The 25,214-nt window shown below is 36.5% G+C and carries 26 protein-coding genes; 2 read left to right on the plus strand and 24 right to left on the minus strand.

Annotation, left to right across the window (positions count from 1 at the left end):
• Positions 1-159: 159 nt before the first annotated feature.
• From PHT16_00215 to PHT16_00260, 10 genes are all read right to left on the minus strand, one after another.
• Positions 160-759 carry a hypothetical protein gene (locus PHT16_00215; GenBank protein ID MDD5720862.1) on the minus strand — a complete coding sequence of 200 codons (600 nt, stop codon included), beginning with the start codon at positions 757-759 and terminating at the stop codon, positions 160-162.
• A 678-nt stretch (positions 760-1,437) separates the two neighbouring features.
• A complete protein-coding gene (locus tag PHT16_00220; protein ID MDD5720863.1) occupies positions 1,438-1,860 on the minus strand; it encodes a hypothetical protein in 423 nt (140 codons plus the stop codon).
• Between the two features lie 55 nt (positions 1,861-1,915).
• Positions 1,916-2,551, minus strand: a complete 636-nt coding sequence (locus PHT16_00225; GenBank protein ID MDD5720864.1) for a hypothetical protein — start codon at positions 2,549-2,551, stop codon at positions 1,916-1,918.
• 72 nt (positions 2,552-2,623) lie between these two features.
• Positions 2,624-4,030: a PIF1 family DEAD/DEAH box helicase gene (locus tag PHT16_00230; protein ID MDD5720865.1), complete on the minus strand. Its 1,407-nt coding sequence runs from the start codon at positions 4,028-4,030 to the stop codon at positions 2,624-2,626.
• 11 nt (positions 4,031-4,041) lie between these two features.
• Positions 4,042-5,715, minus strand: coding sequence for an arginine--tRNA ligase (gene argS, locus PHT16_00235; GenBank protein MDD5720866.1), 1,674 nt, complete (start codon positions 5,713-5,715; stop codon positions 4,042-4,044).
• A 107-nt stretch (positions 5,716-5,822) separates the two neighbouring features.
• Positions 5,823-6,248 carry a dUTP diphosphatase gene (gene dut / locus PHT16_00240; GenBank protein ID MDD5720867.1) on the minus strand — a complete coding sequence of 142 codons (426 nt, stop codon included), beginning with the start codon at positions 6,246-6,248 and terminating at the stop codon, positions 5,823-5,825.
• 5 nt (positions 6,249-6,253) lie between these two features.
• Positions 6,254-6,946, minus strand: a complete 693-nt coding sequence (locus PHT16_00245; protein MDD5720868.1) for a deoxynucleoside kinase — start codon at positions 6,944-6,946, stop codon at positions 6,254-6,256.
• Between the two features lies 1 nt (position 6,947).
• The gene (locus PHT16_00250; GenBank protein ID MDD5720869.1) at positions 6,948-7,646 is read right to left on the minus strand and encodes an SDR family NAD(P)-dependent oxidoreductase; all 699 of its coding nucleotides are present in this window, start codon (positions 7,644-7,646) and stop codon (positions 6,948-6,950) included.
• 5 nt (positions 7,647-7,651) lie between these two features.
• Entirely contained in the window at positions 7,652-8,842 is a 1,191-nt protein-coding gene (locus tag PHT16_00255) for a serine hydroxymethyltransferase (GenBank protein ID MDD5720870.1), read from the minus strand.
• Between the two features lie 28 nt (positions 8,843-8,870).
• The gene (locus PHT16_00260) at positions 8,871-9,740 is read right to left on the minus strand and encodes a ComEC/Rec2 family competence protein (GenBank protein MDD5720871.1); all 870 of its coding nucleotides are present in this window, start codon (positions 9,738-9,740) and stop codon (positions 8,871-8,873) included.
• Positions 9,741-9,756: 16 nt separating this feature from the next.
• Here PHT16_00260 and PHT16_00265 point away from each other — a divergent pair, with 16 nt between their 5' ends.
• The gene (locus PHT16_00265) at positions 9,757-10,365 is read left to right on the plus strand and encodes a Fe-Mn family superoxide dismutase (protein ID MDD5720872.1); all 609 of its coding nucleotides are present in this window, start codon (positions 9,757-9,759) and stop codon (positions 10,363-10,365) included.
• On the opposite strand, the gene PHT16_00270 is transcribed toward PHT16_00265, so the two are convergent.
• Genes PHT16_00270 through PHT16_00290 form a run of 5 tightly spaced genes read right to left on the minus strand, consistent with a single transcriptional unit; the run spans position 10,349 to position 15,616 of the window.
• Entirely contained in the window at positions 10,349-11,920 is a 1,572-nt protein-coding gene (locus PHT16_00270) for a ComEC/Rec2 family competence protein (GenBank protein MDD5720873.1), read from the minus strand. The genes PHT16_00265 and PHT16_00270 overlap by 17 nt on opposite strands.
• A 24-nt stretch (positions 11,921-11,944) precedes the next feature.
• The gene (locus PHT16_00275) at positions 11,945-12,526 is read right to left on the minus strand and encodes a GNAT family N-acetyltransferase (GenBank protein ID MDD5720874.1); all 582 of its coding nucleotides are present in this window, start codon (positions 12,524-12,526) and stop codon (positions 11,945-11,947) included.
• 44 nt (positions 12,527-12,570) lie between these two features.
• On the minus strand, positions 12,571-13,236 hold the full coding sequence (locus tag PHT16_00280) for a hypothetical protein (protein ID MDD5720875.1): 666 nt from the start codon (positions 13,234-13,236) through the stop codon (positions 12,571-12,573).
• Between the two features lie 53 nt (positions 13,237-13,289).
• A complete protein-coding gene (locus PHT16_00285; protein ID MDD5720876.1) occupies positions 13,290-13,820 on the minus strand; it encodes a ribonuclease HI in 531 nt (176 codons plus the stop codon).
• 2 nt (positions 13,821-13,822) lie between these two features.
• On the minus strand, positions 13,823-15,616 hold the full coding sequence (locus tag PHT16_00290) for a DHHA1 domain-containing protein (GenBank protein ID MDD5720877.1): 1,794 nt from the start codon (positions 15,614-15,616) through the stop codon (positions 13,823-13,825).
• 39 nt (positions 15,617-15,655) lie between these two features.
• On the opposite strand from PHT16_00290, the gene PHT16_00295 reads away from it, so the two are divergent.
• Positions 15,656-16,048, plus strand: coding sequence for an HIT domain-containing protein (locus PHT16_00295; GenBank protein ID MDD5720878.1), 393 nt, complete (start codon positions 15,656-15,658; stop codon positions 16,046-16,048).
• On the opposite strand, the gene pgk is transcribed toward PHT16_00295, so the two are convergent.
• Genes pgk through PHT16_00340 form a run of 9 tightly spaced genes read right to left on the minus strand, consistent with a single transcriptional unit; the run spans position 16,032 to position 25,169 of the window.
• A complete protein-coding gene (gene pgk, locus PHT16_00300) occupies positions 16,032-17,102 on the minus strand; it encodes a phosphoglycerate kinase (GenBank protein MDD5720879.1) in 1,071 nt (356 codons plus the stop codon). The genes PHT16_00295 and pgk overlap by 17 nt on opposite strands.
• A complete protein-coding gene (gene tpiA / locus PHT16_00305; protein ID MDD5720880.1) occupies positions 17,072-17,860 on the minus strand; it encodes a triose-phosphate isomerase in 789 nt (262 codons plus the stop codon). The genes pgk and tpiA overlap by 31 nt, the downstream gene beginning before the upstream one ends.
• Positions 17,861-17,888: 28 nt before the next feature.
• Positions 17,889-19,157 carry a hypothetical protein gene (locus tag PHT16_00310; protein ID MDD5720881.1) on the minus strand — a complete coding sequence of 423 codons (1,269 nt, stop codon included), beginning with the start codon at positions 19,155-19,157 and terminating at the stop codon, positions 17,889-17,891.
• Positions 19,158-19,168: 11 nt separating this feature from the next.
• The gene (locus PHT16_00315) at positions 19,169-19,708 is read right to left on the minus strand and encodes a hypothetical protein (GenBank protein MDD5720882.1); all 540 of its coding nucleotides are present in this window, start codon (positions 19,706-19,708) and stop codon (positions 19,169-19,171) included.
• A 14-nt stretch (positions 19,709-19,722) separates the two neighbouring features.
• Complete coding sequence (locus PHT16_00320; protein MDD5720883.1) at positions 19,723-20,148, minus strand: hypothetical protein; 426 nt, start codon at positions 20,146-20,148, stop codon at positions 19,723-19,725.
• A gap of 3 nt (positions 20,149-20,151) precedes the next feature.
• Entirely contained in the window at positions 20,152-20,610 is a 459-nt protein-coding gene (locus PHT16_00325; GenBank protein ID MDD5720884.1) for a type II secretion system protein, read from the minus strand.
• Positions 20,611-20,620: 10 nt separating this feature from the next.
• Entirely contained in the window at positions 20,621-21,022 is a 402-nt protein-coding gene (locus PHT16_00330) for a hypothetical protein (GenBank protein ID MDD5720885.1), read from the minus strand.
• 6 nt (positions 21,023-21,028) lie between these two features.
• Positions 21,029-23,893: a hypothetical protein gene (locus PHT16_00335; protein ID MDD5720886.1), complete on the minus strand. Its 2,865-nt coding sequence runs from the start codon at positions 23,891-23,893 to the stop codon at positions 21,029-21,031.
• A gap of 58 nt (positions 23,894-23,951) precedes the next feature.
• Entirely contained in the window at positions 23,952-25,169 is a 1,218-nt protein-coding gene (locus PHT16_00340) for a type II secretion system F family protein (GenBank protein ID MDD5720887.1), read from the minus strand.
• Positions 25,170-25,214: the final 45 nt, after the last annotated feature.

Below are 25,214 nucleotides of genomic sequence, written 5' to 3' on the forward strand. Positions count from 1 at the left end.
CGTGGTACCACCTTGCTTTTTACCCGCCTTTGGCGGGGCTTCTCATTTAAAGGGTTCTACTTTATTGCTAGGTCTTGCCTAGCAATATTTCTTCCCAAAGCTCCGAGGCGATACCCTCTTCAACGCTTACTATTACAATATAACATAAAATACAAAAATTTAAAGCAATTCTTCATTTATTTCAAGAAATTCTTTTTTATCTTTTTTTCTTAGAAGTTCCAATCGCTCCGGATTTATTTTCCCTTCCAAAAACCCTAGCTTATGACTTAATTCCTCTGTTTCAAAGGTTATGTTTTTACTTAAAAGATCGATATATCTACACAAAAAATTAAACTCGGTTTTAATAATTTCTTTATCTGAATCCGTCAGTTCCTTTCTCCTCTTCACCCTCTCTACCCGACCTAAAATTGTCACGTCTTGACTAAACAAAATATCTTTTACGCTACTATTTGGTATTATTTTTTTACTTCCTAATTTTTCTGTATACGCCCATATTTTATTAGCAAGACTAACACTAGCTCCATCTTCGCCGACAGCTTCATCTATTATTTTATAATTTTCTGGAAGACTTAATTTTCCAACCATTTCATCTAAAAATCCCATCATTTTAGATTTTTCTGTGCTATTCTCGAGCATTTCTTTATGTAATGATTTTTCAGGAGAACGATCAAGATTTCTTTGTCCGCCAAGATTAAACTCTGGATTTTTTGATTTTCCAATATGTCCGCTACTTTCTATGTTTTGTCCGAAATTTTTCATAAATTTTTACCACGATTTTTATTAAAAAACTTATAAAAAGTGTAGCATAAACCACCTCAACGGCTCAAGTTGCGGGAATTGAGCCGTTCCTGTTTAAATTGCCTTTATCAAAGCCTTGCTTTGGCGAAAACCTAATTACCATAGCAAAGACTTTTTTGGTAAGAATTAGAAATAAGTTTACACCAGCTCGTATCACCTTTATTTGCACCCATATTTCTATTTTTTAAATAAATAACTCCAAGCAATGAAACTGATAATGGCAACAAGGACTATGGGTGTTATGGCTAAGAACAACAAACCGAAGTTGACATTGAAAAAGAATCCACTAGAGTCATCCCAAGTTAGTAACATTAAAAAAATTCCGATGGAAGCAATTATTATTAAGATTTTAATATAAAGATGACGCTTTGCTTTGTCTCTAAATAGTAAAAAAACAGATAAAAGAAATGAAATACTTGAAAAAAATATCGTTAAAACCAAGCCCCATTTTTGGTAAGGGGCAATACAACTACTAAAAGTTGAAAAGAAAAGTTTTTCGCTACATATATACCTATAAAAAAAAAGAATGTTCTAAAAAATATGTAAACAACCCAAGAATTGCAGAAATAATAGAAACTAAAGCTATATTCCTTGGTTTAAAACTTAGAAACTTTTCTTTTATATAAAAAAGAATGTTCATCATTTACTTTCTTTACTAAGAGATTTATAAATAATTAGAATAAGAGAAAATACAAAATATGCAATAGAAATTCCAAAAGCTATAATATCTTTTTCAAAATTAAAAAATTCATCTCCCCAATACCAAGGCATAAATATTATATTTAACAAATAAACAAATAAATAAACAAATAAAGTTTTTTTCCAAGTTTCAAACATATGCTGTCTTTTGACAAAAGACATTATTATGATAGGAATTAAAATTGTAACTCCAACTAAAAATAACAATACAGCATATTGAGCAATATCAATACATAAAAAACAACGAGAGTCATATATGGCATAAAAAACTTTTCTTGGTACTAAAATTGAAAATCCAATAGTTCCAACTAAACTAAAAACCAATAATTTCTTTAATGTAAACCACTCTAAAAATTTATTCATAATTTATTTAAAAATATATTAAAAACCTTAATACGACACATTAAGGTCATCCTCGCTAGTTTTTAATATTACTGCCATTTGCAGTAAATTTTCCACCGCCTGTGATGTTTTTTGCAGTTACATAAATACTGCCGCCGCTACTTGATACATTTCCATTTGCCGTGACAATTCCATTATTGGTAAAATTATCAGAAATTATTAATCTGACAGCTCCTCCGCCATTAGTCGTACCACCACTGCCAAGATCAATGGGTTTGGTAGCCGAACCATAAGTTGAATCAGAATTACCAGAGCTAATTCCGCCGTAACTCGCGCCAGGGTTTGAATAACCATTCACATCTTTTCCAGCTCCAGGCCCTTGATTGGCGCCGTAACCTTTCCCGTCAGCAGAAATAGATGAACCAGCATCAATAGTTATGTTTACAGCATTAATTTTTACTCCTTTGAAATCATTTGATGAAAGAGGATCACCTTCGAGGGTCAATACTGCATTATTAGTGATGGTCAGATTATTAAAAACATATTCGCCGGCAGGCAATGACACATTTGAATTCACAATAACTTCAGCTTCATCCACATCTTGAATTCCATTGCTATTTAAATCAGAAGCAAAAACCCTTGGAGTAAAAATAAAAAAAGCGCTAAGAAAAAATAAAAACGAAAATAAAATAATCGATTTTCGTAAGCGCATTTAATTTAAAATTATTTATATAAATTCATTATCTCACAAGATTAAAAGATATAGTAAAGAAAGTGTGCATAACTATTTTTTCTTCTCTTTCAATTTTCCACCACAAGCAACCACAAAATCATTATGCATCTTTTTTAGATCATTTTCTTTGAGTTTCCCGAAAACTTTGACCGCCTCTCTCGACTTTTTCTTAAAAGAAATATCTTTTTCTAAAACCTCCGGATGCACTTTAAACGCATGCTCATTGATGCCAAGCAGAAAAAGACCTGAGAGCCTGCGCACTCGAGAAAGCGCCACATAGCCTTGCCCAAATTCAAACACTTGCGACAAATCCATCACTGCGGCATCCATGCTCATCCCCTGGCTCTTGTGCACTGTAATAGCCCAAGCCAGCCGAAGCGGAATCTGAGTTATTTGCGCGCGAACTTTTCCATTTTCTTCCACTATCCAATCCGAGGGCGGAATGGTTATTTTCCTTCCATTTTTAGTTTTAATAATCGGGTACCCGCTGAATTCTTCGAAACCTCTCACCACGCCAAGCGTGCCATTTACAAATTTTTCTTTTTGATTATTTTTTGTGCACATTACCACTGCGCCGATTTTAAGCTCCAAATTTTCCGGCGACAGGCACCCTTTCTTAAGAGCCTCTACCACTTTGTCGTTTCCGCTCCCGGACATTTTAAATAATTTTACATCCTCCTCTAATTTTGCAAGCTCTATATTGTTTACCCGATCCACATCTATATTGTGTGAAAAAAGTTTGGTAATATTCAGGGCTTCTTTGGGCATATCATCATGATCAATCTGCCGAGCAGTTATAAATTTTCTACGCATTTGTGAAAAATCATTAGCGCGGATGCCGGAGAGCACCGAAAGAAAGTCTTTATCGTCTTGGCGATGCTGTTCTGTCAAATAACACACGACCAATCCTGCCCTCTCCCAAGCACTAGATTCATAAGCAAAAATCCCCAGCGGTTGAACCGCTGAAATAAGTGAGCTCTGCTTGTTTTTATTCAGATTATTTTCTTTGTCATCTTTTCTTATAATCGGAGGCAATTGAAAAAAATCGCCCACGAAAATTATTTGGATGCCACCGAACGGTTCATCATTTTGTTTTATTTCTCGGCAAACCATATCCACCATATCAAGCATATTGGAGGAGAGCATAGAAACCTCATCAATGATCAAAATCCGCGTTCGCCTTACGCGCTTGCAGACATATTCACTGCTCGCAATTTTATCCAAATCATATTTGTCTAATTTTGTCCTGATGCCGATACCGCTCCAAGAATGAATCGTCATCCCGCCGATATGCGTCGCGGCGATCCCCGTGGAAGCGGTGATCGCAGGAGTTATATCGCGAGTGCGCAAATAATTCACAAAATTATTTATAGTGTGCGTCTTTCCCGCCCCCGGCTCGCCCGTCAAAAAAACATTTACACCGGTTTTTAAAATATTCAAAGCTTCATTTTGAGTCACGCTCTATTCTACTACATTTTCTTCGGAGCCGTAATGCCGAGGAGGTACAGACCGTTTTTCATCACAAAAGAAAACGCGTACGTCAGAGAAATTTTATATCCAGAACTAGAATCTTCTTTATTTACTATTACCGTATTTCCATAAAAGCTATTAAAGGCACGGGCGACTTCTATTAAATAATTCGCAATATAGTGCGGTTCGTATTCTTTCGCGGAACGGAAAACAATTTCCGGAAATTTATATAATAATTTTTCTACTTCAAAAATTTCCTCTCCGAAAGCATGCGGGTCCGGCAAGATATTTTCTTTTTGGGCTTTTTCTAAAATTGAATTTGCCCGGGCATAAGCATATTGCAGATACGGCCCAGAATCCCCTTCAAAAGAAATTGATTTTTCGAAATCGTAAATGATATCCCCGCCGATTCCTTGCTTAAGGATGGAATATTTCAAGGCAGAAACGCTCACATCATTTGCCACTTTTTCTTCTTCCTGCGGAGAAAAATCCCTATTTGTCATTTTTTCCAAAATAGCGTCGCGAGCATCGTTCAAAAGCGATTCGCCAGTTATCACATTCCCCTTCCTAGACCCCATCTTGCCGGTAGGAAGGCGCATCATGCCGTGAGTAATATGTTTCATCTTTTCCGCATGTTCTTTGTTGATCAAGGAAATAGCTTTCATAACAACGCGCATATAATCCTTCTGCTCGTTGGCAGTAACCATAATAGACAAATCCATATCTGGAAAAGTTTTGAATTTTTCTTCCGCCAACCCGAGATCTTTGGTTTCATAAGTGGGCAATCCAGCAGAAGTAATGAAAACTCTGGTGTGCAACTTAGAGTCGTATTTCTCTGCTTTGAAGACAATCGCTCCATCAGATTCTTCAAAAATTCCCATATTTGCATTCACAATTTCTCGCCCAATATCCGCCATCACGCTTTCTAGAAAATAAAAATCGAACTTCGTGCCTAGCATTTTATATAGATCTTCGAAGGTTTCCATCGTCACCCTGAAACCCCATTCATATATTTCCGTTATTTTTTTGTCTTTTTTGTCGTCCTCTTTTATATAAAGTTTTTTATTTATTTCATCTATCTCTTTCTTTATTTCCTCATCAATTTCATAAAGTTCCGCGCCTCTGGCGTAAGCTTTCCCTATGTTTGACGCCTGCAGAGCATTTGACCCCGCTTTGCTTTGCAATTTTTCGTTATCCATAAGCCCATAAATAGCTTTAGCTACATGCAGGCCGAGGTCTCCTTGGAAATTAGCCCGTGCAATCTTGGCTCCGGAGAATTCAACTAAACGCGAGATTGATTCCCCGATAGCATTGCTCATCAAATGTCCAATGTGAAAAGGCTTGAAAGGATTCGGGTCCGTATATTCAACCATTATTTTTTTTCCTTCCAATGAATTATTTTTCCCAAAATCTTCCGGATTATTTAAAATTTCTTCGACTCTATTTGCGAAAAACTTCCTCGATAAATGGAAATTTATAAATCTGCCAACCATTTCTATCTTTTCTATTTCTGGCAATTTATTTTTTTCTAATTTTTCCAAAGATTCTTTTGCATTTTCTAAAGATGAAATAAAAGTGTAATCTCCATTTTTGAGATCTTTGGGATGCGTCAAGACAAAATCGCCTTCAATCTTTAAAATTTCCTTTATCCAGTTTTTTATTTTTTGTTCCATAATGTTTTGTATAAATGTTCTAATAAAAATTTTAAGAAACGTGTGGGTCCCCTGTCCTTATGACTCCGAGGGCGCAGTTTCAAAAATTTTTGATTAGAACATTTTGTTTATTTACGTCCTGTACTCCCTTCCCTCCCTTCGCCTCGCACAGTTTCTGAAAGCTCTTCAGTCTCTACAATATCACAATATTCGAATTTTTGAATTAGCATCTGGGCGATCTTGTGATCTTTTGTCATTAAAACTTCTTTATTTGAAACATTCAAAAAATTCATGGTAATTTCGCCTCTAAAACCAGCATCTATCACTCCGCCCATGACTTTTAACCCTAAGTTAAAAGAGATGCTCGATTTGTCCCAAATAAGACCCACATGACCTTCTGGAATTTCAATAGCCACGCCAGTGCGAACTGTCTCTTGTTTGCCGGGCAGAAAACGGACATCTTCTACGCAATAAAAATCAATCCCCGCATCCCCGGGATGTCCATGGGTCGGCAACTTCGCATCTTCCCTAAGTTTTTTAACTTTAATTTGCATAAAAATTAACGTAAAACTTTTTTAATTTTTTCATAAATTTTTTCATGGATTATTTCACGGCTTTCCAAAATTCCATTTTCTGCGCATTCAATTTTAATCCAACCCTTTTGAGTTTTAGAGAGCCATAAAGCCGTTTTATTAGAATTGGTTAGATATGGGATATTCCCTTCCACGATATCTTTCCTCTTGCCAGTATATTTGCGTGAAGTTTTTTTATTGCGTTCTTTTATTAATTTCAAAATGATGCTCATCGGAACATTCAAATAAAACACCGCATCGGGTTTGGGAATTTTAAAAACTTTGTATTCCATCTCATCGAGCCATTTTATAAAATTATTCCGCCTTTTGGTGTCTTTAATTTTCCCGCCTTGATGAATTTGATTGGCGCTGACATATCTATTTGATAAAACAATATATCCTTTTTTGAGCCAATCCCGTATTTTCTCGGATGATTCCCATCTGTCCGCCGCATAAGCGATGGAAGCAATTTTGGGATGAATATTTATCCAATTATAATACTGCTCAGACAAACAATGCCCGATGAATTTTCCAAAGAAATTTTTATAGTATTCTGGAAAATCTAGAAGTTTCACGGTGTACCCTTCTCTCACCAATCGCGCGCGCAAGAGCTTCACTTGCGTAGCTTTTCCGCTTCCATCCGTGCCGTCCACTACAATGAGTTTGCCTTTTTTTGCCATATTATTTAGCTTCTCTCAATGATTCCATCTCAAATGAGTTTATCAATAAATCATCATCGACATCCACTAAATACGCTAAAGCCTTGGCTGGTTTTTCAACTGGCATCGCCATTCCAAAATTTTTATGAATCCCCACTTTTTCAAAAAGACCAGTATGAATAAATCCAGGATAAAATCCCACCACGCTAATGTTAAAAGGAGCGAGTTCCAGCTGAAGAGATTTCGTAAAGCCGGTCACCGCCCATTTTGAAGCATTATAAACAGAACGTTCTGCTTTTGGATTCAGACCCGCCCTAGAACTAATATTTATAATTCTCCCGTACTTTTGTTTTTTAAGCTGAGGCACTAAAGCATTTACCACGAGCATGGTTCCGACAGTATTTATCAAAACCGCATTTTTTATTTCTTCAGGATTATTTTCTTCAATCGGACCTTCTATCCAAACTCCCGCGCAATTTATCAAGCAGTCAATTTTTTTATATTTTTTTACAACTTGCGAAAATGCATCTTTAATTTGTTCCGCGTTTGTGACATCGCAAATAATGCCGTCGCATTCCAGCTCCTTGGAAGTTTCCTTCACTTCTTTCGCATTTTTCCCTAGAATCACGACCTCATTTTCACGAACTAAAATTTTAGCGGTAGCTTTTCCTAACCCGCTGTTTCCGCCTGTTATCACAATTACTTTTTTACCTGACTTCATAAACTTTATTTCTTCCCCTTTAAAACCTTGTCTATTTTTCTAGCGATAGCAATCATGTCTTTTTCTTTCTTGCCCAAAGTAGTCTCCGCCGGTGTACCGATGCGGATTCCAGAAGGATCAAATGGTGAACGAGTTTCACCCGGAATAGTATTTTTATTGCAAATGATTCCTGCTTTTTCGAGTTTCGCTTCAGCCTCCTTTCCAGAGATACCTTTTCCATTCATCCAAACATCCACCAAAATAAGATGCGATTCTGTACCACCAGAAACTACTCTCCAACCTAAGCGGACGAGTTCATTGGCTAATACTTTTGCATTCTTGATGACTTGTTTCGCATATTTTTTAAAAGCTGGCGAATCGTCTTCCTTTAAAGCAACAGCAATGCCGGCAATCTGACCCATGTGCGGACCTCCTTGTAAACCTGGAAAGATCGCTTTATCAATCAAAGATGATATATCTTTGTCGCCAAGTTTTTTATCTTTTCTAGAGAAAATAATTGCTCCTCTTGGACCACGTAAAGTCTTGTGAGTGGTGGTCGTAACCACATCTGCATATTTAAAAGGTGTTGGATAAGCTTCTCCTGCTACTAGTCCGGCAAAGTGTGACATATCAACCATGAGATATGCACCGCAAGCATCAGCTACTTCGCGACACTTTTTAAAATCAACAATTCTAGGGTAAGCCGTAAATCCTACAATGATTAGATTCGGCTTTTCTCTTATTGCATCCTCTTTCATTTTTTTATAATCAATGAGTTCGGTTTTTAAATCTATGCCGATGGGCACTTGTTCCCACACCTTGCCAGTGATGGAAACTTTCTGACCATGAGTCAAATGCCCGCCGGAAGAAAGAGGCAACCCCATCACCTTCCCGCCTTTTGGCACCAGCGCTAGATACACAGCCAAGTTCGCAGGAGACCCTGAAAGCGGCTGGACATTTACATGCCATAAATCTTTTTTTAATTTAAAAAGTTTTCGAGCTCGGTCTTGGCAAAGAATCTCAAGCTCATCTGTATACCTCTGCCCCCCATAATATCGAGCATGAGGATACCCCTCTGCATATTTATTGTCAAAAATAGAACCAAGCGCCGTCAAAACATCTTTGGAAACATAGTTCTCCGAGGGGATAAGATTGATTACGCTCTTCTGCCTCCTTGTTTCATTCTTAATAAGACTCTCAATTTTTTTATCTTTCATAAAACGATTATATCACATTAATTTTTATCTACCTGTGGAATGAAAAAATCTCATTTTGACCGTCGGATTTCACGATTATCGTACCCAACAAATCAGTCCGGAAAATTTTTGCTCCAAATTTAGTGAGTGTTTCCAAGGTCTCTGGATGAGGATGACCGTAATTATTATCTTTGCCGTCTGAGATGAGCGCATATTCCGGAGAGACGGCTTTTACATAACTTGGAGACGAAGAAGTCCGCGAGCCATGATGCCCAACCTTTAAAATAGTGCTTTTTAACCGCATTTGGGAATTTTCTGAGAGAATTATTTGTTCTGTTTTTGTTCCTGCATCACCAGTTAGCATTATAGAAGTATTTCCATAAGAAAGCCGTGCTACTACTGAGCCATCATTCGTCGCCCACTCGGAAACATCTCTATCGGGAAATAAAATATCGATTACTGCTCCGCTTCCCATGTCTAACTTCATTCCTCTTTTAGCTAAAATATCCGGTACGTTTTGTTTTTTCATTTCTTCTCTCAAGTTTTGATAAGTTTTAGAATCTGTTAAGACGCCAGATTCGAGAACCATACCCACTTTGTAATTCTTTAAAATATCCAAAAGTCCGCCGATGTGATCTGCGTCCGGGTTGGTAATTATTAGGGCATCAATAGTTTTATCAAATGGAGAAATTACTCTTTGAAGTGGACCCAAAACTTTACGCGGTGGACCACCATCAAACATGACTTGGGTACCTGTCGGAGATTCTATAAAAAGAGCGTCTCCCTGCCCGACATCTAGCATTGCAAAAGTAAGACCCTGGTTGGAATTTTGCCAATCTAAATAAAATAGAAAAAATGTTGTAAATAAAAGGAGAAGTACAAGAATCAACATCCAGCACTGTTTGATATTTTTATACATGTTACAATACTAACATATGAAATTTGAGGAAATAAAATTTAACCTAGGAAGTTTTAAAGGCATCTCTAGTAAAAATATTGAGGAACATTTGAAGCTTTATGCTGGGTATGTAAAAAACACAAATTTAATTATTGAAAAACTTGAAGAATACGAAAAAATATCTGAAACCAGAGAGCTAGCCCCGGAAGTTGTTTATTTAGTGGGAGAACTACATAGAAGATTCGGCTTTGAATTCAATGGAATGAGAAACCACGAATATTATTTCAAGTCTCTAGAAGGCGAAGCCAAACCCCTACCTGAAAATTTTCAATTAAAAATTACGATTGAAAAACAAGGACAATCGTTTGATCTATGGCTCAGGGATTTTAAAAATCTGGCGATGACCCGCGGAGTCGGCTGGGCAGTGCTTTACTACGACAAACAAACAAAAAATCTCATATCTGCTTGGGTAGACGAGCACCACTTGGGACAATTAAATGGACTTCAGTGGATTCTTGGTATTGATATGTGGGAACATGCTTTCGTTTATGATTATCCGACCTCCGAAAAGAAAAAATACGTGGAAGCATTCTTTGAAAATTTAAATTGGGAGGTCATAGAAGAAAATTTCAAAAAGGCTCAGTAAAGAATTTATTTATATTTCTGCCAAAAAGTTTATAAATAAAATAGGCATAAATAATCAGCGTAAGTAAAAATGGAAAATCTGGAAAAGTAAAAGCTGAAAATGGCAGGTTTGAAAAAAAATTTATTACTCCAAGCTCGTAATGCAGAAATAAATACGAAAGAAAACCTGCCGGTATTGCCAGCACATAATAAATAAGCCCAAGAAAACCAGTGATGAAACCGAGCATCATTGTAAAAGGAATAAAAGGTAAAATTAAAACATTGGCTGGCAGAGCCACCAGAGAAAAATTGCCCATTTTATAAAGAATAAAAGGAAAAACAAAAACATAAGCAGCACAGGTGACGGACACAATGTCTCGCAATTCGAAAGTTTTTGGTACCCATAAAAAATATTTTTCAATTCTCGGAGCGAGAAAAATCACCGCGACCGTCGCCAAAAATGAAAGCTGAAAAGAAACATCAAAAACTAGAAGAAAAGGATTGAGTAGAATCATCAACACTCCAGCCAACAATAACGCCCGCGCGACATCATAATTGCGGCCGGTCGCGCGGGCTACCAATGCCAGAGTCGCCATTATCCCCGCTCGGACTGCAGTCGAACTCCCGCCAGTCATTATGATAAATAGAATTACTGTTAATATTCCCATTCCAATACCAAAATTTTTGGGAGCATAAGGTACTTTCGCCAAAAATTTCATAATCCATTCAGCCACAATCGTCACATTGTATCCTGACAGCGCCACGATATGGATCGTACCGGTATTCACAAAACTCTGTCTTAAATCTTGACTAAAAGAAGATTTTTCACCCAAAATAAGCCCACCCAAAAGCAGATTCTCAGGAGCATTAATAGCAAAATTTATTTTTTCTAAAAATTTATCTTTAATTTGGAAAAGAGCACTTTGAATTACATTGCCATTTCCGCGGGCCTCGCCCGTCTGGCTACGGCCAAGGGAGACAATTTCAATTCTGGGATAACCCATCACATACAAAATCCCGTCTTTGCGCAAATAATTTACATAGTCAAAAACTTTACCTTGGTCGGTAATAAAATTCTCCGGCTTTTCTAATTTCCCAAAAAAATTTATTTTGTCTCCATATTTATAATCTGTATCTAGACTGGTAGACAATAAAATTTTAGTGGTGGGAAGAGGTTGGACATCAGGGGGACCCGATGTCCAACCTCTAGAAGTTACAAGCACCGTCAATTGCTGGTTATTTTCTTTTATACTAGGTTCATCAGTTATAACTCCATCGAGAGTTACTTTTTGCCCTACTTGCGACTCAAAAATATTTGGTGCTAAAACATCTACCATGTTAAATCTAAAAATTCCAAAACAAAAAGTCAGAAGAAAAATCGAAGCTAATATACCCCACTTGTTTTTTGCCTCGCCCGTAGGGCTATGGCCGAGGGAAATTAAAGTAAAAAACAAAAACAAAGCGAGAGCAATTAAGCCGAATAAAATTACCAAATAAAAATCTACCAAAAAGAAAGAGCGCAACAGCACTCCAAATAAAAACCCAAAACAAGTTGTATAAAAAACTCTATCCCGCATAAAATAATTGGCCAACCTGCCAGGTCAGCCATTGTGTTCTTTGTTAATTAAATCCAATTCCATTATTTGGTATTCAGAAAGATACTTCGGGTCATTTCCAATAATTGGCAACGCCCTCTCTTCATCAAGTTTTTCAAAACCGAATTTTTCATAAAGTTTAATCGCTGCTCCTCTGCTAACTAACACCCAAAGTCTAACTTTTTCAGCGCCTTTCCTTTTTTCCTCGTCTAATATTGTTTTGAGCATTCTTTCTGCAATGTTTTCCCCAATAACACTTTTCCTAAAATTTGGTTTAAGGAAAACAGAATTTATTCTCCATACCCGAAGCTCATCTGAATTCGGACTTTTTACTCCTTTTATAATTCCTATTACCTCTGACCCATTTCTTGCCAAAACTATAATAGATTTTCCTAAATCTTCTTTCCATTCATTATCAGTTTGATTTCTTTCCACCCGAGCTTCATCTTTAAAATATTTACCAGAGCCTTCGGGGTCTGTATCAATAGCTTCACATCTAATTTTTTTATATTCCTCCCAATCTTTTTCTGTAGCTATTTCTATTTTTAAAGCTAATTTTTCTTTATTCTTTAAAGGATTTTCTTCCATAAGTTTATGATATCAAAAAGTATCCGTTAAACATACACCCACTATCAAATTGACCAACCTGCCACGTCAGCCAATGGATTTTCAAGAAAATCTTCTAATTCTTTCATGTACTCTCTCGCGTTAGTATCAAATAAATCATAGAAAAGATCCACATTAGAAACATTTTCAAATTCACTTTTTGTAAAACAATCTCTAAAACTTGACCAACGATATGATTTCAAAAAATTTAGAATTTTCTTTGAATCATTTTTGGGGGTATTTTTCCAATTTGGACATATAAGATCGGAACAATTAAGGTCAATATAAATTGGCATATATAAAAAATGATTATTTTTCAAAATAGGAATTATTTTTGCGCTATTCTGAAAAAGATACCCTCTTCTCCCTTTATTTTTAGTATTAAAATATTTTGTATATGCATTACCTAAACGTTTCGTAAATTCAAGAATTCCTCCTTCTGAAACTTCGTAAAGTAAAAGATGATAATGATTTGGCAACAAACTCCATTTTAAAATCTCCACTAACTTTTTTCTTCCAAACAAAATTTCTTTAATATCATAAAGCGGATCCTTTCTGCGTATTCTAATTTTCCCATCTTGGTTATTTAAAAAAAGTAAGTTTTGCACAAATCTAAGATAATCAGATTCATCAATAAAAATTTTTCTTTTTTCAACTCCCCTATTGCATATATGTGCTAAGTCACCAATCATGTTTAAAGTATAAACCTTTTCCCAGATTGGTCAACCTGCCAGGTTGACCAATCTTATTTTTTCAATTTTATCGGCGCCTCTTCCGCAAAACTAGTCGCTATTTCGTCCGCTCTTTCGTTATGCTTGTCTCCATTGTGTCCTTTCACATAAGTCCATTTTATTTTCTCCCTGTTTGGCAATTTTGCAAACTCTTCAGTAAGTTTATGTAGTTCTTCCCAAAGAGCGCGATTTAAAACTGGCTCTTTTTTGGCATTACGCCATCCATTCTTTTGCCAATTAAAAATCCATTCCGTAATTCCCAAAATCACATATTTAGAATCAGAAACAATTTCCACATCATCCCCAACCAAGCCTTGCTTAAATAAAAACTTCAACGCTTCAATTGGCGCAGTCAATTCCATTTGATTGTTTGTCGCGTGTTCCACTCCTCCCCCGATTTCAAAGACCCCCTCCTCACTCCTCCCCCTTAACAAGGGGGAGGTTGGGTAGGGGTGAATTATAAAAACAGCCCCCCAGCCAGCTTTCCCCGGGTTCCCTTTCGCCGCTCCATCCGTATAAATTTTCATACTATATTCTTTTTGCATTTTTATAATATATTCTCTACCCTTAATCTTAACTCAACTCTCCCTCTAAATCTAGATAAATCAAAAGTGGCTAGAAGATTGACTGTTTTGTTCTCCGCAATAGGTATATCAAAAGAATCATAATCAGAGAAAAATGAAATAGCCGTGGCTTTGCCGGATAAGTCAGAAAAAACAATTTCCAAATGTTCTCCAGATCCATTTTTACCAAATTTTTTTATTTTTTCTATCTTGATGTCAGGAAAAAGGAAAACGGGTTTAGGATTTCCTATTCCAAAAGGTGCGAGCTTTTCCAGTTCTTTCCAATTTTTCATGTTGACGTCAGAAAGAGATAATTTCATATCTTTGATGTTTTTCCCCTCCTTAATTAAGGAGGGGTGCTCCGATTCAGATCGGAGCGGGGTGGTAATTTTTTTAAAAGAAACAGACAGCGCTTCCTCTAAAAAATGAATTTTATCATCACAAACGGTAAATCCTCCTGCGAGTTCGTGTCCGCCAAAGTCCACAAATGATTCGCTGTTCTCGCTCATAAGCTCCACAACAGAGACCGACCCATCGCTCCGACAAGAACCTTTAATGCAATTATTTTCATCTTTCGCCCACACAAAAACAGATTTTTTATATTTATCTGATATTTTCCCTGCCACTAATCCTAAAACTCCCACTTTCCACTCTGGGTTACCTATCACTATCACGTCCGTTTCTATTCCATTCTCGAATTTTTTATCAATATGCTTATTTACATCACGCATAATATTTTTTACTATGTTTTTCCTTTCATCATTTATCTTCGACAAATGATCTGAGAGCAGACCTGCTTTCGCCTCATCTCTTGTGGAAAGAATTTCATAAGCTCGCATAGGGTCATCCATTCTCGAGGCTGCGTTTAATCTGGGCGTTACCATAAAACCAATATCGTCCACTGATAAATATCCTTGCTCGATTTTCATTTTCGCTAAAAGTTTCTGCAAACCCGGTCGGGCAGATTTCTTCAGAACTTTCATTCCGAAATAAGCGATAGCTCTGTTTTCACCGGTAAGGGGAACCATGTCAGAAAGGGTCGCCAAACCTGCCATATCCAACATCCATTTTTCCTGACCATTTTTTATCCCAAAATTCTCATTCTCTTTGCCGTATTTATGAATAAAACCTTGCATAAATTTAAAAACAACGCCTGCTCCGCAAAGCATTTTTTCCGGATACTCATCCACTTTTGGATTCAAAATTGCATAGGCGCGAGGCAGTAAAAATTCAGACTGTAAAAAATTAAGGAGTCGTGGGTCCCCTGTCTTTTCGACTCCGAGGGCGAAGGCGGGAGAATTTTTTATGGGCTGAATTTTTTGTTTTGGCAAGTGGTGATCAATGATTATTACATCGATGCCGTCTGCTTCCGCCTGAGCCACTTCAGCCACCGCAGTGATTCCAAGATCGACCGTAATCAACAATTTCACTCCGTTTTCTGAAAATTGTTTTATGGCAACGAGGTTGAGCCCATACCCTTCAGAATTTCTCAGGGGTATATAAATTTCATAATTTTCATATCCAACCAGTTTAAATAAGTCGTTAAAAATTACCGCCCCTGGAATTCCATCACAATCATAATCTGCATAAATGATTATTTTTTCCTTATTCTCTATGGCCTCATATAGCCTTACGCAAGCCTTCTCCATATCCCGCATTAAAAAAGGATCATAAAAATCGCGCTCATAACTTGGATTTAGAAAAATTTCTGCTTGCTCCGCATCGGCAACTCCTCTTTTTTCCAGAAGCGTCCTCAATAATTCGCTATACTTTTGCATGAATTGAATTTTAACACAGATGGTATAGAATATATAAATATGGAGAACTGCATTTTTGATAAAATAATTAAGGGAGAAATTCCTTGCACAAAAGTTTATGAAGATGAAAACTTCTTAGCATTTTTAGATATTCAGCCGGTCGCGGATGGGCATCTTTTATTAATTCCCAAAAAGCACATGGTCTGGATGCAAGACGCAGATGATGAAACAATCTGCGGAATTTTTAAATTAGCTAAAAAATTAATGCTCGCTATCAAAAAAGGAATCGGGTGCGATTATGTGCAGCTTTCCATAGTCGGTAAAGATGTCCCCCATTTTCATATACATTTAATCCCTAGATTTCTTAATGACAATTTGCCAATGTTTCGAACAAAAATCTACAAAGACAAAGAATCAGCCGAAGCTGCTGAAAAAATTATCGCAGCGCTTTGATTCCCGGCAAGGTTCCATTTGCTAAAAAATCAAGCATGGCACCGCCACCGGTAGATACAAAAGAAAATTTATTTTCCATATTCAGTTCTCTTATTAGGGCTACCGTGTCTCCTCCGCCAATGACACTTTCGGCTTTAGAGCTTGCAACTAATTTAAATACTTTTTTAGTAGCTTCTGCTCCGCCGTCTTCATATCTACCAAGCGGACCATTCCAAAGTATAAGCTTTGATTTCTTTATCAGTGGCGCTAAATTTTTTATTGTTTCTTCTCCTATGTCTACAATAATTCCATCCTTCATGACAAAATCGACGGGTAAAATTAATTTTTTATTTTTTAGCAATTTTTCAATTCCATAATTGTTGTTATCAATTAGAGATCTACCGACTTCACAGCCTTTTGCCTTTAAAAAATTATGAGCCAACGCCCCACCAACGAATACATAATCTGCCAATTTTAAGTATTTTTTAATAAGAGGCATTTTGGTAGAAAACTTAGCCCCGCCTAAAATAAACAAAAATGGATGCTTGGGATTTTTGAAAGCATGAGCTAAGTTTTTTATTTCAGCTTCTAATTGGAAACCGGCATAAGCAGGCAATAGCTTGGGCAATAGAACAATCGAAGAAACTTTTCGATGAGATTCAGGGAATGCCTCATTTACATAAATATCTGAAAATTTTGCCAAGTTTTCGGCGAAATTTTTATTACATAGCTGTTCGCCTTTGTTGTTTCTTAAGTTTTCTAATAAAATAATTTCCCCATTTTTCATTTCGAAACATGCCTTAGAAACTTTTGAGCCAATAATTTCAGGAATAAATTTCACTTTAATAAATTTATTTAAAGCTTTAGCAATAGGCACAAGCGTCTCTCCCCCTTCTCCGAGATGAGTAATTAAAATTATTTTTGCTCCTTTTTTAATTAAAAACTTAATAGTTGGTAAAGCTTTTTTTATGCGAAAATCATCTTCGACTTTGCCATTTTTAATGGGCACATTAAAATCTACTCGCACGAGCGCTGTTTTCCCTTTTAAATTTTTTTTTTCTCTAATGCTTCGCATATTTTTACAATCTCTGAAAACTTTTTTGCATTCAAACTAGCACGGCCGGGAAGCAATCCGTCCACTCCTCCGTTTTTAAGAAAATCTTCTGCATCTTTTTCATTAGCAGAACCGCCATAAATAATCCTGGCACCAGATGCATCTTTACCGAATTTATCAGAAAGTATTTTACGTATAAAAATAGCCATTTCTCTGGAGTCATCTGCTGTCGCATCTCGACGATTAAGCGTGCTAGAGAGTGCCCAGACTGGTTCATAAGCTATAATTATTTTTGAAATTGAATTTTTAGAAACTCCCGCCAGACATTCTTCGATTTGTGTTTTGACTAAATTAAAATAACTATGGCTTTCATCGCGAACATTTTCACCCACGCAAAGTATCGGTACTAGACCAGCCGAAAGGGATGATTTTATTTTTTTATTTATTTCACTATTGTTTTCTCCGAGAGCTCGTCTTTCAGAATGTCCCAAAATTGCATACTTCACGCCGATATTGGAAAACATTTCTCCGGACACTTCTCCCGTAAAAGCTCCGAGGTCGCCATAAAAAGCATTTTGCGCTCCAAGTTTTATTTTATTGGTTCTAATTTTTTTTAATCTTTCTAAATAAATGCTAGGCGGGCAGATCACGATTTCCGTCTTCTTGGCTTCAGAAACTTCTTTTACCACATCAGAAAATAATTTCTCCGCTTCTTTCAGAGTGCGCGGATTCATTTTCCAATTACCGCATATTATTTTCTTTGTGATCTTTTTCAGCATAGAGAAATTGTATCATATTTAAAAAAAATTATTGAACTTCTTTCCAATTTTTAATGTCCCAACCGCCGGTCGGTCCGGAAGTAAAATTTTGATTTGCCAAACCTGAAAGGTACCAAATCTCCGCGCTGTTGTCTATGTCAATAGTTTTTCCTACCACCTCATTCAGCTCTACGCCATTATTAAGATGTACTGTGCCATTTTGAGCATTCACAAGTATCGCCCCCACATTATTTAAAATTTCAATGGCATTCAATCCAGAACATCCTAAAGGACAAGCACTGGTTGTGACTAACAAAACATATGTGTTGGGGCCTCCTGATCCAAAAAACTTTACATTATTTGACAACGTAACTCGACCGTCAGTAACAATAATTCCCCCGGTGGAACCATAAGAGCTGCTCAAGGTAATGTGAGCGCCATTATTAGTAGTTATATTACCCATAACATAAATAGTCCCAGTAACAGTAATATCAGCATTAATCGCCAAATTTCCGGTAATTTTTACCGGTCCCAAATTTTGAGAGGATGTAATAGTTAAATCACCGATAATAATATTATTTTCTGCCTCAGCATCTTGTTTCCATTTACTTATCATCACTTCTGTTATCGGCATATCCACAGCTACTGGATCCGGCTCGGAGATATTGCAAGATTTATTATTATGCGATCCGCTTTGGCAATAGAGATTGCCCAAAACAGTGGAATTGTTCACAGTATGCGCCCTAGCATCTCCCTCACCATTTTCCCCAACATCAATATTATCGATAACCCCAGATGCCCCTGCAGCAAATGCTGAACCAGTAATCCTAGCACCATTTGCTCCGGTTATATTTCCATTTGAATAAACATTTCCATGCACGATTGCATTTCCAATAACAAATCCACCTACTCCGGATTGAATACCATAACTGAAAGAGACTCCATCACCTGCCAATAAAACCATTTCACTGTTTCTTTGCCTAGAAGAAACATCTCCGAGAGAAATAATAGTTTTTTCATTATAACCTGAGTCAGTTATTGTCGTTACCGAAGTATTTCCACCTAAATTTATAGAAATTGGAGAATTAATTGTTGTTGAATTTTTTAATCTAAAATAAGCGTCCTCTATTCCTGACTCAGATAAAAATAAACTTTGCTTAGATTTAACTAGATCACTAGATATTTTAAATTCCTGTACAGTTGGACCCACAAGCCCAGCAATTATCGCCAAAGAAATAAAAAGAAAAAAGATAACCGATATCAGCATCGCTGCTCCGGATTGTGAATTTCTTTTTGTATTTTTTCGCAGTCTTCGCATAATTTTTGTATTTAATAACTCCCTCTTAAAACAATCGTATCATAAAAATCTTGAGTATTGCCTGATGTATCATTGGCAGACTTAAGAGTTAAAACTATTTTAACTGCTTTTCCTTTGGTCGTATTTATTTGAGTAAAAGCGAGAGCGGTCACTGTAGTATTGGGTGAATTTAGGTTTCCAATATTACTACCGGTATCCCAAAGTTGAATATTCGGACTAATAAATTTAAATTCAGTGGTTTTGCCACTTCCAGCATCAAGCACTAAATCATTTGTGCCGATGGAGATGATTCCGTTCGCTTGCCTGATTTCTCTCGACATCCTTTCCATGATACTTCCACTTTGTACTAGTTCTGCCTGTATAGTAGTTTCCTTAAACGATCTTGCCATTGTTATCATGGCATTGATCACCAATGAAGAAAGAACCGAAAAAAAGGCAATATAAAAGAGAAGTTCTAAAACACCATATCCACCAGACAGCGCCTTAGGCGCTGTCTGAGCGCCTAAGGCGCTGTCTGGTTTTGTTTTCGCAGTTTTTCGCAGTGTTCGCATAATTTTTGTATGTTTTATGAAAAAATATCTGTTATATAAAATTGCAATGTCTTAGTAAGAGTGGCGCCTCCCTCCGGCCAAGAAACTGTGACTGTAATTAATTTTGTTCCAGGATCAAGAGTGCCTCCGGAACCGACTATGTTTTTAGTGTCGTTGTCTCGGTTCACATCCGAAGCGACGACTGTTCTGTTGAAAATACCTACTTGCTCCGAAGTACTGAGGGTGGACACATTGCTCCAAGCATTATCTCGGGCGATTCGCGCATTTTCCGCTCCTTCCTCCAACAAGAATGACGCTTGAGTCATATGAAAAGCTTGGCGAGAAACATATATTGATTTTTGAGCGACCGTCATCGCAGCTAAAATAGAAACAGTAATAATGGAAACGGCTACAAGTACTTCAACCACCATGAACCCTCTATTTTGAAATATTTTAGTCATTTTTTAATCCACACTAGCCACTCCCGTAGCAGAAATTGTAATAATTTTTGAATAGACAGGAGTGGAAATAGTTATTGTGCCAGTCTTACTCGGACTTCCAGAAAGACGATTAAAATAAATATCCACGGGTAGGGTAAGTGTACCACTAGATATAATAGCAGGTGTTGCAATACTTATTGTTTCATCTTTTGTTGTATCCCGAGTGGAAAAATCTGTGCCTTTAAAAATTATAACTTTGTCAGATTGGAAATGCACTCCATAAGAAGAAGAATTCAAAGATGCAAGCGTTTCCCCGCGCGCTTTATCTATAGACGATAACGTATCGGAAACTCCGCTTTTCAACACTTGATTCTCTCTCATTTTAGAAAATTGCGGAATAACAACTGAAAAAATAATACCGAGCACTGCTAATACTACCAATAACTCTATAATTGTTATTCCTTTTTTGTATAAATTTTTCATTATTATTCTTTTAGGTTAACCTTCTTGTCTCTTTGTCTGATTGTTTTAAAGCAATAATTAGAATACTGATTACAACATACATAATACTTACCCATTTGAATATCTGTTCAGGGTATGGAGAAAAATAATCACCGGAACTAGGGTTTGGGTAAAAAATAAAAAGCAGGGTGGCAAGAGGAATAAACCAAATGGCAAACTTTTTCCAGGCGGAAAAGGCTTGCTGTGCAAAAATTAGTATAAAGAATACAAGTGCTAGTGCAGACATGCCATAGAAAAGCGCCTTGGATGTATTTATTAAGTTGTAGCAGAAAATACTATACCCGCATTCATAAAACTTCAATAAAAAAAAACCTATCCCCAAACCAAACAAAGAAAGTAATAGTAAACCAAAAGTAATTTTTTTTGTATTCATATTTTTTTATTTTATAAGATTTTCAATCTGACTCAAAAGATTAATAAGTGTCTGCGCATCAGTATCAGATATTTTATCTTTCCCAGCTTCTCTCAATATACTGCTTGCTAAATTAGATGGGACTCTAACTAACGTTCTCTTTTTTTCAAGATTGGATATTTTTCTCAAGAGACTTTGTTTGAACTTGTCGCTAATAACTATCATAGATATTTCTTCTTTAAGAAGCGCAATAAGTCCATTAAGAGAAAGACCTTCGTCTGGGGGAATTATTTTAATTACTCCTTCTCCATTCACATCAAGTTTTATGGTCGTATTTTCTGGTGTAGCACTTTGCACAGTGAAAGTCGCAGCAGTCGAACTTGTTGTTGGAATATCTGTATATGAAACTATTGGCGTTGCCACATCGGCAGTAAAATTTTCAATCGCAACAGTGGTTGGTCCATTGCCATCTCCTTTGTAGATGAAGTTGTAATTACCCACCTTGGGTAGAAATATATTTTGACTTCCACTCGTGTAAAGAAACGTGCTTCCTGGAATATTTTCTTTAATAGAGAGTACATTAGCAGAAAGGTCTTGATTTGGATCAATACCAGTAAAATTTCCAAGTTGATCATATACACCAAGAATGACGGGAGAGTGAGTACTGACAATAAGTTGGTCACTAAGGTTTGCTACTAGTGGTTTCGTGGTTGATAGAAAATCTATATTTGTAATATCTTCTTTTTTAGTTACTGATTGTATTAAGTTCTGTAATGTATTTGTGCTGAGTAAGTCTCGATGTTGAGCATTAGAATTAAACGCTTTGTTGTAATCTATAATGTTGAAAAAATATGTTTCATCAGCAACCAACGAAACTGCACTTGGAAAAACAACCGTTCCATCACCCTCGATAGTAAATTTTGTATCATAGTTTGGATATCCATGATCCATTTTATATTCAATAGATTTTGTTGTCGGACTACCCCAACCTGCAACCTGAACAACGCGAATATGATCTGGAAATTGATAATTGTCGTATGTACTATGAAAATTGGCAGCATTTGTCATAAACTCAGGTCGCAGTACTTCCGGGTCCTGTAGGTTTTGTTCTATTGGTTTGGTGCGTATTATTCCTGTCCCAGTCACAAATGATAGAAAACCAGAGTAGGTATTGATAGCTGTTCCCCAGAAATCTCTCCATACTTGAGTAAATGGAGCATCTGTATTGAATGTGATAACTGGATTCGATATCTTAGTAAAATATTGAGGAGAAGGAAGTAAATTATAGGCACTAGGCATATTTTGAGCTATTCTACGTATACCTATAGGGTTAGTTATTAACCCAGCCACAATTCCTTCATCGTCTCCATGAAGTATCGAAGCTACCGCTTGCGGTGTTCCAAGCTGGGGTGTACCTACCATCACAAAAGAATCAATTATATTATCTTTCCCTTCGTCTTGAAGTTTTTTTATTATTGTCTTTCCTAGAAAACCCCCCATAGAATGAGCAATGATTGTAACTTTTCCTGTTTTTGATTGCGATGCAAGGGTTTCTATTTCTTGCATGACATCAACTGTTCCATTGGCTGTTTTTACACCATTTTGAAGTATTGTTTCCGGCGAGAATCTCCAATCATACGCAAATGGTATCCATTCCTTCATTGTTCCATTGGCAACCAAACCATTCATGAAATTTGAAAAGGGAGCATATATTGGAGTGCCGTAAAATGTATTCAAAACACCATCAGTATGAACATCATTCACACTTTCACCGCTAGTTGTAAGCGCTAGTTGGGATACATCGTTAAAACTAAATATTGTCGGTGGCCAAAGTGTATCTGAACCAGTTTTCAAAACACTTCCTTTAATTCCTGGTAGAAAAAGAACACTTGAACAACACGGATGCTGCACAGGTTCACCAATTGAAATTTTACTGATAATATTAGAATTAGGATTAGTTACCCACACAGAATTTGTGACACCCTCAAAGGCGATATCATATGGTTTTGTCGCAACCGCATAATCAATTTTTGCGCCAGTGTAAATATCTACTTTGCTAATAGTATTAGAACTATAATTTGTTACCCATATTGAATTGGTTGTGTTGTCAAAAGTAGCATTAAATGAATCCGCCCCCACCGCATAATCGGCCATAGCACCAGTAAAGATATTTACTTTAATGATGGTGTCAGCAAGGTAACTTACCGCCCAGACAGAGTTGGTGATATTATCAAATGCAAGGCCATATAATTGCTCATTGCCCAATCCTGTTGAATAATCAGTTCTTACTCCCGTATAAATGTTTACTTTACTAATGAAGGGAGAATAATTTCCTATCCATATAGAGTTTGTAACATTATCGAAAACAATACCTCGAGGATAATACCAGTCAAAATAATCTGTTCTAGCACCAGTAAAGATATTTACTTTGCTAAGTATACCGGTAGTCTCGTCAGTGGTTACCCACACAGAATTTGTGACACCCTCAAAGGCGATATCATATGGTTTTGTCGCAACCGCATAATCAATTTTTGCGCCAGTGTAAATATCTACTTTGCTAATAGTATTAGAACTATAATTTGTTACCCACACAGAATTGGTCACATTGTCGAACGCTACCGCCCGAGGGTTTATTCCAACCGCATAATCAATTTTTGCGCCAGTGTAAATATCTACCTTACTGACAGTGTTAGAATGATAATTTGCAACCCACATTGAATTGGTTATTTTATCAAAAGCAACTCCAATGGGATAATCCCCTACTGGATAATCAACCTTAGTGTCTGTTGGAAGAGTCACGATTTGTGCGGAAGTGACACTAACCAAAGAAAAAAACGAAAAAATAACAAGCGAGACTAGTACAAAATTACACCAGTGTTTTATTTTAATCATTAAGGTAATTATATAACTTTGCTTAAGATACACAAACAAACTGATGTGAATAAGTAACTTAATTTATGCTTCCTAAAATTGAATAAAGCGGGGAAATCATCGAGATTGCAAAAAAACCGACTCCAGCCCCGATAACGATCATTAGTAATGGCTCAATAATTGTGGAGAGATTTTTGGTTTTATTTTCAACCTCTTCTTCATAAAACAAAGCAATCTCGAGCAGCATATCAGATAATTTTCCTGTCTCTTCTCCGACTTGAATCATTTCTGACATCATTACAGGATATAAATTCTGGTGAGCCTCAAAGGCTTTAGAAAAAGGTTCTCCCTTTTCTATCGCTAATTTTGCTTCATTTAAAACTTTTTTATAATAAATATTTTGCACCACGTCTTGCGTGATTTCAATTGCTCTTGTGATAGAAACACCAGAAGACAAAAGAGAAGAAACAGTACGTGCAGTACGCGCAGTGTTTAATTCTCTTGTTAAATTATTAACAATTGGGATCTTTAAAACAATAAAATCAATATATGGAGCCATAAATTTGGCTCGAAAAAGAGAAAAAATGCCAAAAGCTGCCCCAAAAATAATTACAAAGGTCAATATCAAATTATTGGAAAAAAAATTACCAACAAAAACAAGTATTTGAGTGGAAAGAGGCAATTTCACTCCGAGTTCTTTAAAGGTGCCTGCTAAAGTGGGAACCACGAAAGCAAACATTAAAACACCGATAATAACCATCGCCGACATAATAACGCTAGGATAAATGAGCGCACCTTTTATTTTTTTAGTCAAGGAACTTGATTTTTCAAGATTTAATCCAATATCAGAGAGCGCTCCGGCAAGATTCCCAGATTCTTCCCCGGCGCGAACCATTGAAACGAAAAGTTTTGAAAAAACATCAGGAAATTTTGCAAGAGCGGAAGAAAAAGTTTCTCCGGAATCTATATCATTTACCAAAGATGTTAAAATTCTACTAAGTTTAGGATTTTTTGTTTGCTTTTTTAAAACCGATAAAGCTCTGGAAAGCGAAAGGCCCGCTTTTATCATTCCGCTTAAATTTTTAGTAAAGATAATCTGTTCTCCGATTTTTATTTTTGTAAAAACACCGGATAATGCCAAGAATTTATTAACAAAATTTTCTTTTTTTTCTGTAATTGATAACGGAATGTATCCGCGCGAACGCAATTCACGAGCAAGAGCATAGCGATCAGTGGCGTCTAAAATACTTTCCAAAATTTCCCCTGTTTTTGATTTTGCGCTGTAAGAAAAAAGCATCCCGTTAGAAGCAGATCGCGATCAATTCACGCGTCTGACTTTTTT

This window comes from Candidatus Paceibacterota bacterium (genome assembly GCA_028718635.1).
Lineage (GTDB): Bacteria > Patescibacteriota > Minisyncoccia > Phycocordibacterales > UBA9973 > UBA9973.

What these genes read in the sequence shown, in the direction of transcription:
- PHT16_00265 (MDD5720872.1), top strand. Translation starts at nt 9,757, where the DNA reads ATGAAATTTGAGGAAATAAAATTTAACCTAGGAAGTTTTAAAGGCATC.
- PHT16_00290 (MDD5720877.1), bottom strand. Translation starts at nt 15,616, where the DNA reads ATGCAAAAGTATAGCGAATTATTGAGGACGCTTCTGGAAAAAAGAGGA.
- PHT16_00330 (MDD5720885.1), bottom strand. Translation starts at nt 21,022, where the DNA reads ATGAATACAAAAAAAATTACTTTTGGTTTACTATTACTTTCTTTGTTT.
- PHT16_00245 (MDD5720868.1), bottom strand. Translation starts at nt 6,946, where the DNA reads ATGGCAAAAAAAGGCAAACTCATTGTAGTGGACGGCACGGATGGAAGC.
- PHT16_00225 (MDD5720864.1), bottom strand. Translation starts at nt 2,551, where the DNA reads ATGCGCTTACGAAAATCGATTATTTTATTTTCGTTTTTATTTTTTCTT.
- PHT16_00315 (MDD5720882.1), bottom strand. Translation starts at nt 19,708, where the DNA reads ATGCGAACACTGCGAAAAACTGCGAAAACAAAACCAGACAGCGCCTTA.
- PHT16_00215 (MDD5720862.1), bottom strand. Translation starts at nt 759, where the DNA reads ATGAAAAATTTCGGACAAAACATAGAAAGTAGCGGACATATTGGAAAA.
- argS (MDD5720866.1), bottom strand. Translation starts at nt 5,715, where the DNA reads ATGGAACAAAAAATAAAAAACTGGATAAAGGAAATTTTAAAGATTGAA.
- PHT16_00320 (MDD5720883.1), bottom strand. Translation starts at nt 20,148, where the DNA reads ATGACTAAAATATTTCAAAATAGAGGGTTCATGGTGGTTGAAGTACTT.
- PHT16_00295 (MDD5720878.1), top strand. Translation starts at nt 15,656, where the DNA reads ATGGAGAACTGCATTTTTGATAAAATAATTAAGGGAGAAATTCCTTGC.
- PHT16_00280 (MDD5720875.1), bottom strand. Translation starts at nt 13,236, where the DNA reads ATGATTGGTGACTTAGCACATATATGCAATAGGGGAGTTGAAAAAAGA.
- pgk (MDD5720879.1), bottom strand. Translation starts at nt 17,102, where the DNA reads ATGCGAAGCATTAGAGAAAAAAAAAATTTAAAAGGGAAAACAGCGCTC.
- PHT16_00255 (MDD5720870.1), bottom strand. Translation starts at nt 8,842, where the DNA reads ATGAAAGATAAAAAAATTGAGAGTCTTATTAAGAATGAAACAAGGAGG.
- PHT16_00285 (MDD5720876.1), bottom strand. Translation starts at nt 13,820, where the DNA reads ATGCAAAAAGAATATAGTATGAAAATTTATACGGATGGAGCGGCGAAA.
- PHT16_00275 (MDD5720874.1), bottom strand. Translation starts at nt 12,526, where the DNA reads ATGGAAGAAAATCCTTTAAAGAATAAAGAAAAATTAGCTTTAAAAATA.
- tpiA (MDD5720880.1), bottom strand. Translation starts at nt 17,860, where the DNA reads ATGCTGAAAAAGATCACAAAGAAAATAATATGCGGTAATTGGAAAATG.
- dut (MDD5720867.1), bottom strand. Translation starts at nt 6,248, where the DNA reads ATGCAAATTAAAGTTAAAAAACTTAGGGAAGATGCGAAGTTGCCGACC.
- PHT16_00260 (MDD5720871.1), bottom strand. Translation starts at nt 9,740, where the DNA reads ATGTATAAAAATATCAAACAGTGCTGGATGTTGATTCTTGTACTTCTC.
- PHT16_00250 (MDD5720869.1), bottom strand. Translation starts at nt 7,646, where the DNA reads ATGAAGTCAGGTAAAAAAGTAATTGTGATAACAGGCGGAAACAGCGGG.
- PHT16_00325 (MDD5720884.1), bottom strand. Translation starts at nt 20,610, where the DNA reads ATGAAAAATTTATACAAAAAAGGAATAACAATTATAGAGTTATTGGTA.
- PHT16_00270 (MDD5720873.1), bottom strand. Translation starts at nt 11,920, where the DNA reads ATGCGGGATAGAGTTTTTTATACAACTTGTTTTGGGTTTTTATTTGGA.
- PHT16_00335 (MDD5720886.1), bottom strand. Translation starts at nt 23,893, where the DNA reads ATGATTAAAATAAAACACTGGTGTAATTTTGTACTAGTCTCGCTTGTT.
- PHT16_00340 (MDD5720887.1), bottom strand. Translation starts at nt 25,169, where the DNA reads ATGCTTTTTTCTTACAGCGCAAAATCAAAAACAGGGGAAATTTTGGAA.
- PHT16_00220 (MDD5720863.1), bottom strand. Translation starts at nt 1,860, where the DNA reads ATGAATAAATTTTTAGAGTGGTTTACATTAAAGAAATTATTGGTTTTT.
- PHT16_00310 (MDD5720881.1), bottom strand. Translation starts at nt 19,157, where the DNA reads ATGCGAAGACTGCGAAAAAATACAAAAAGAAATTCACAATCCGGAGCA.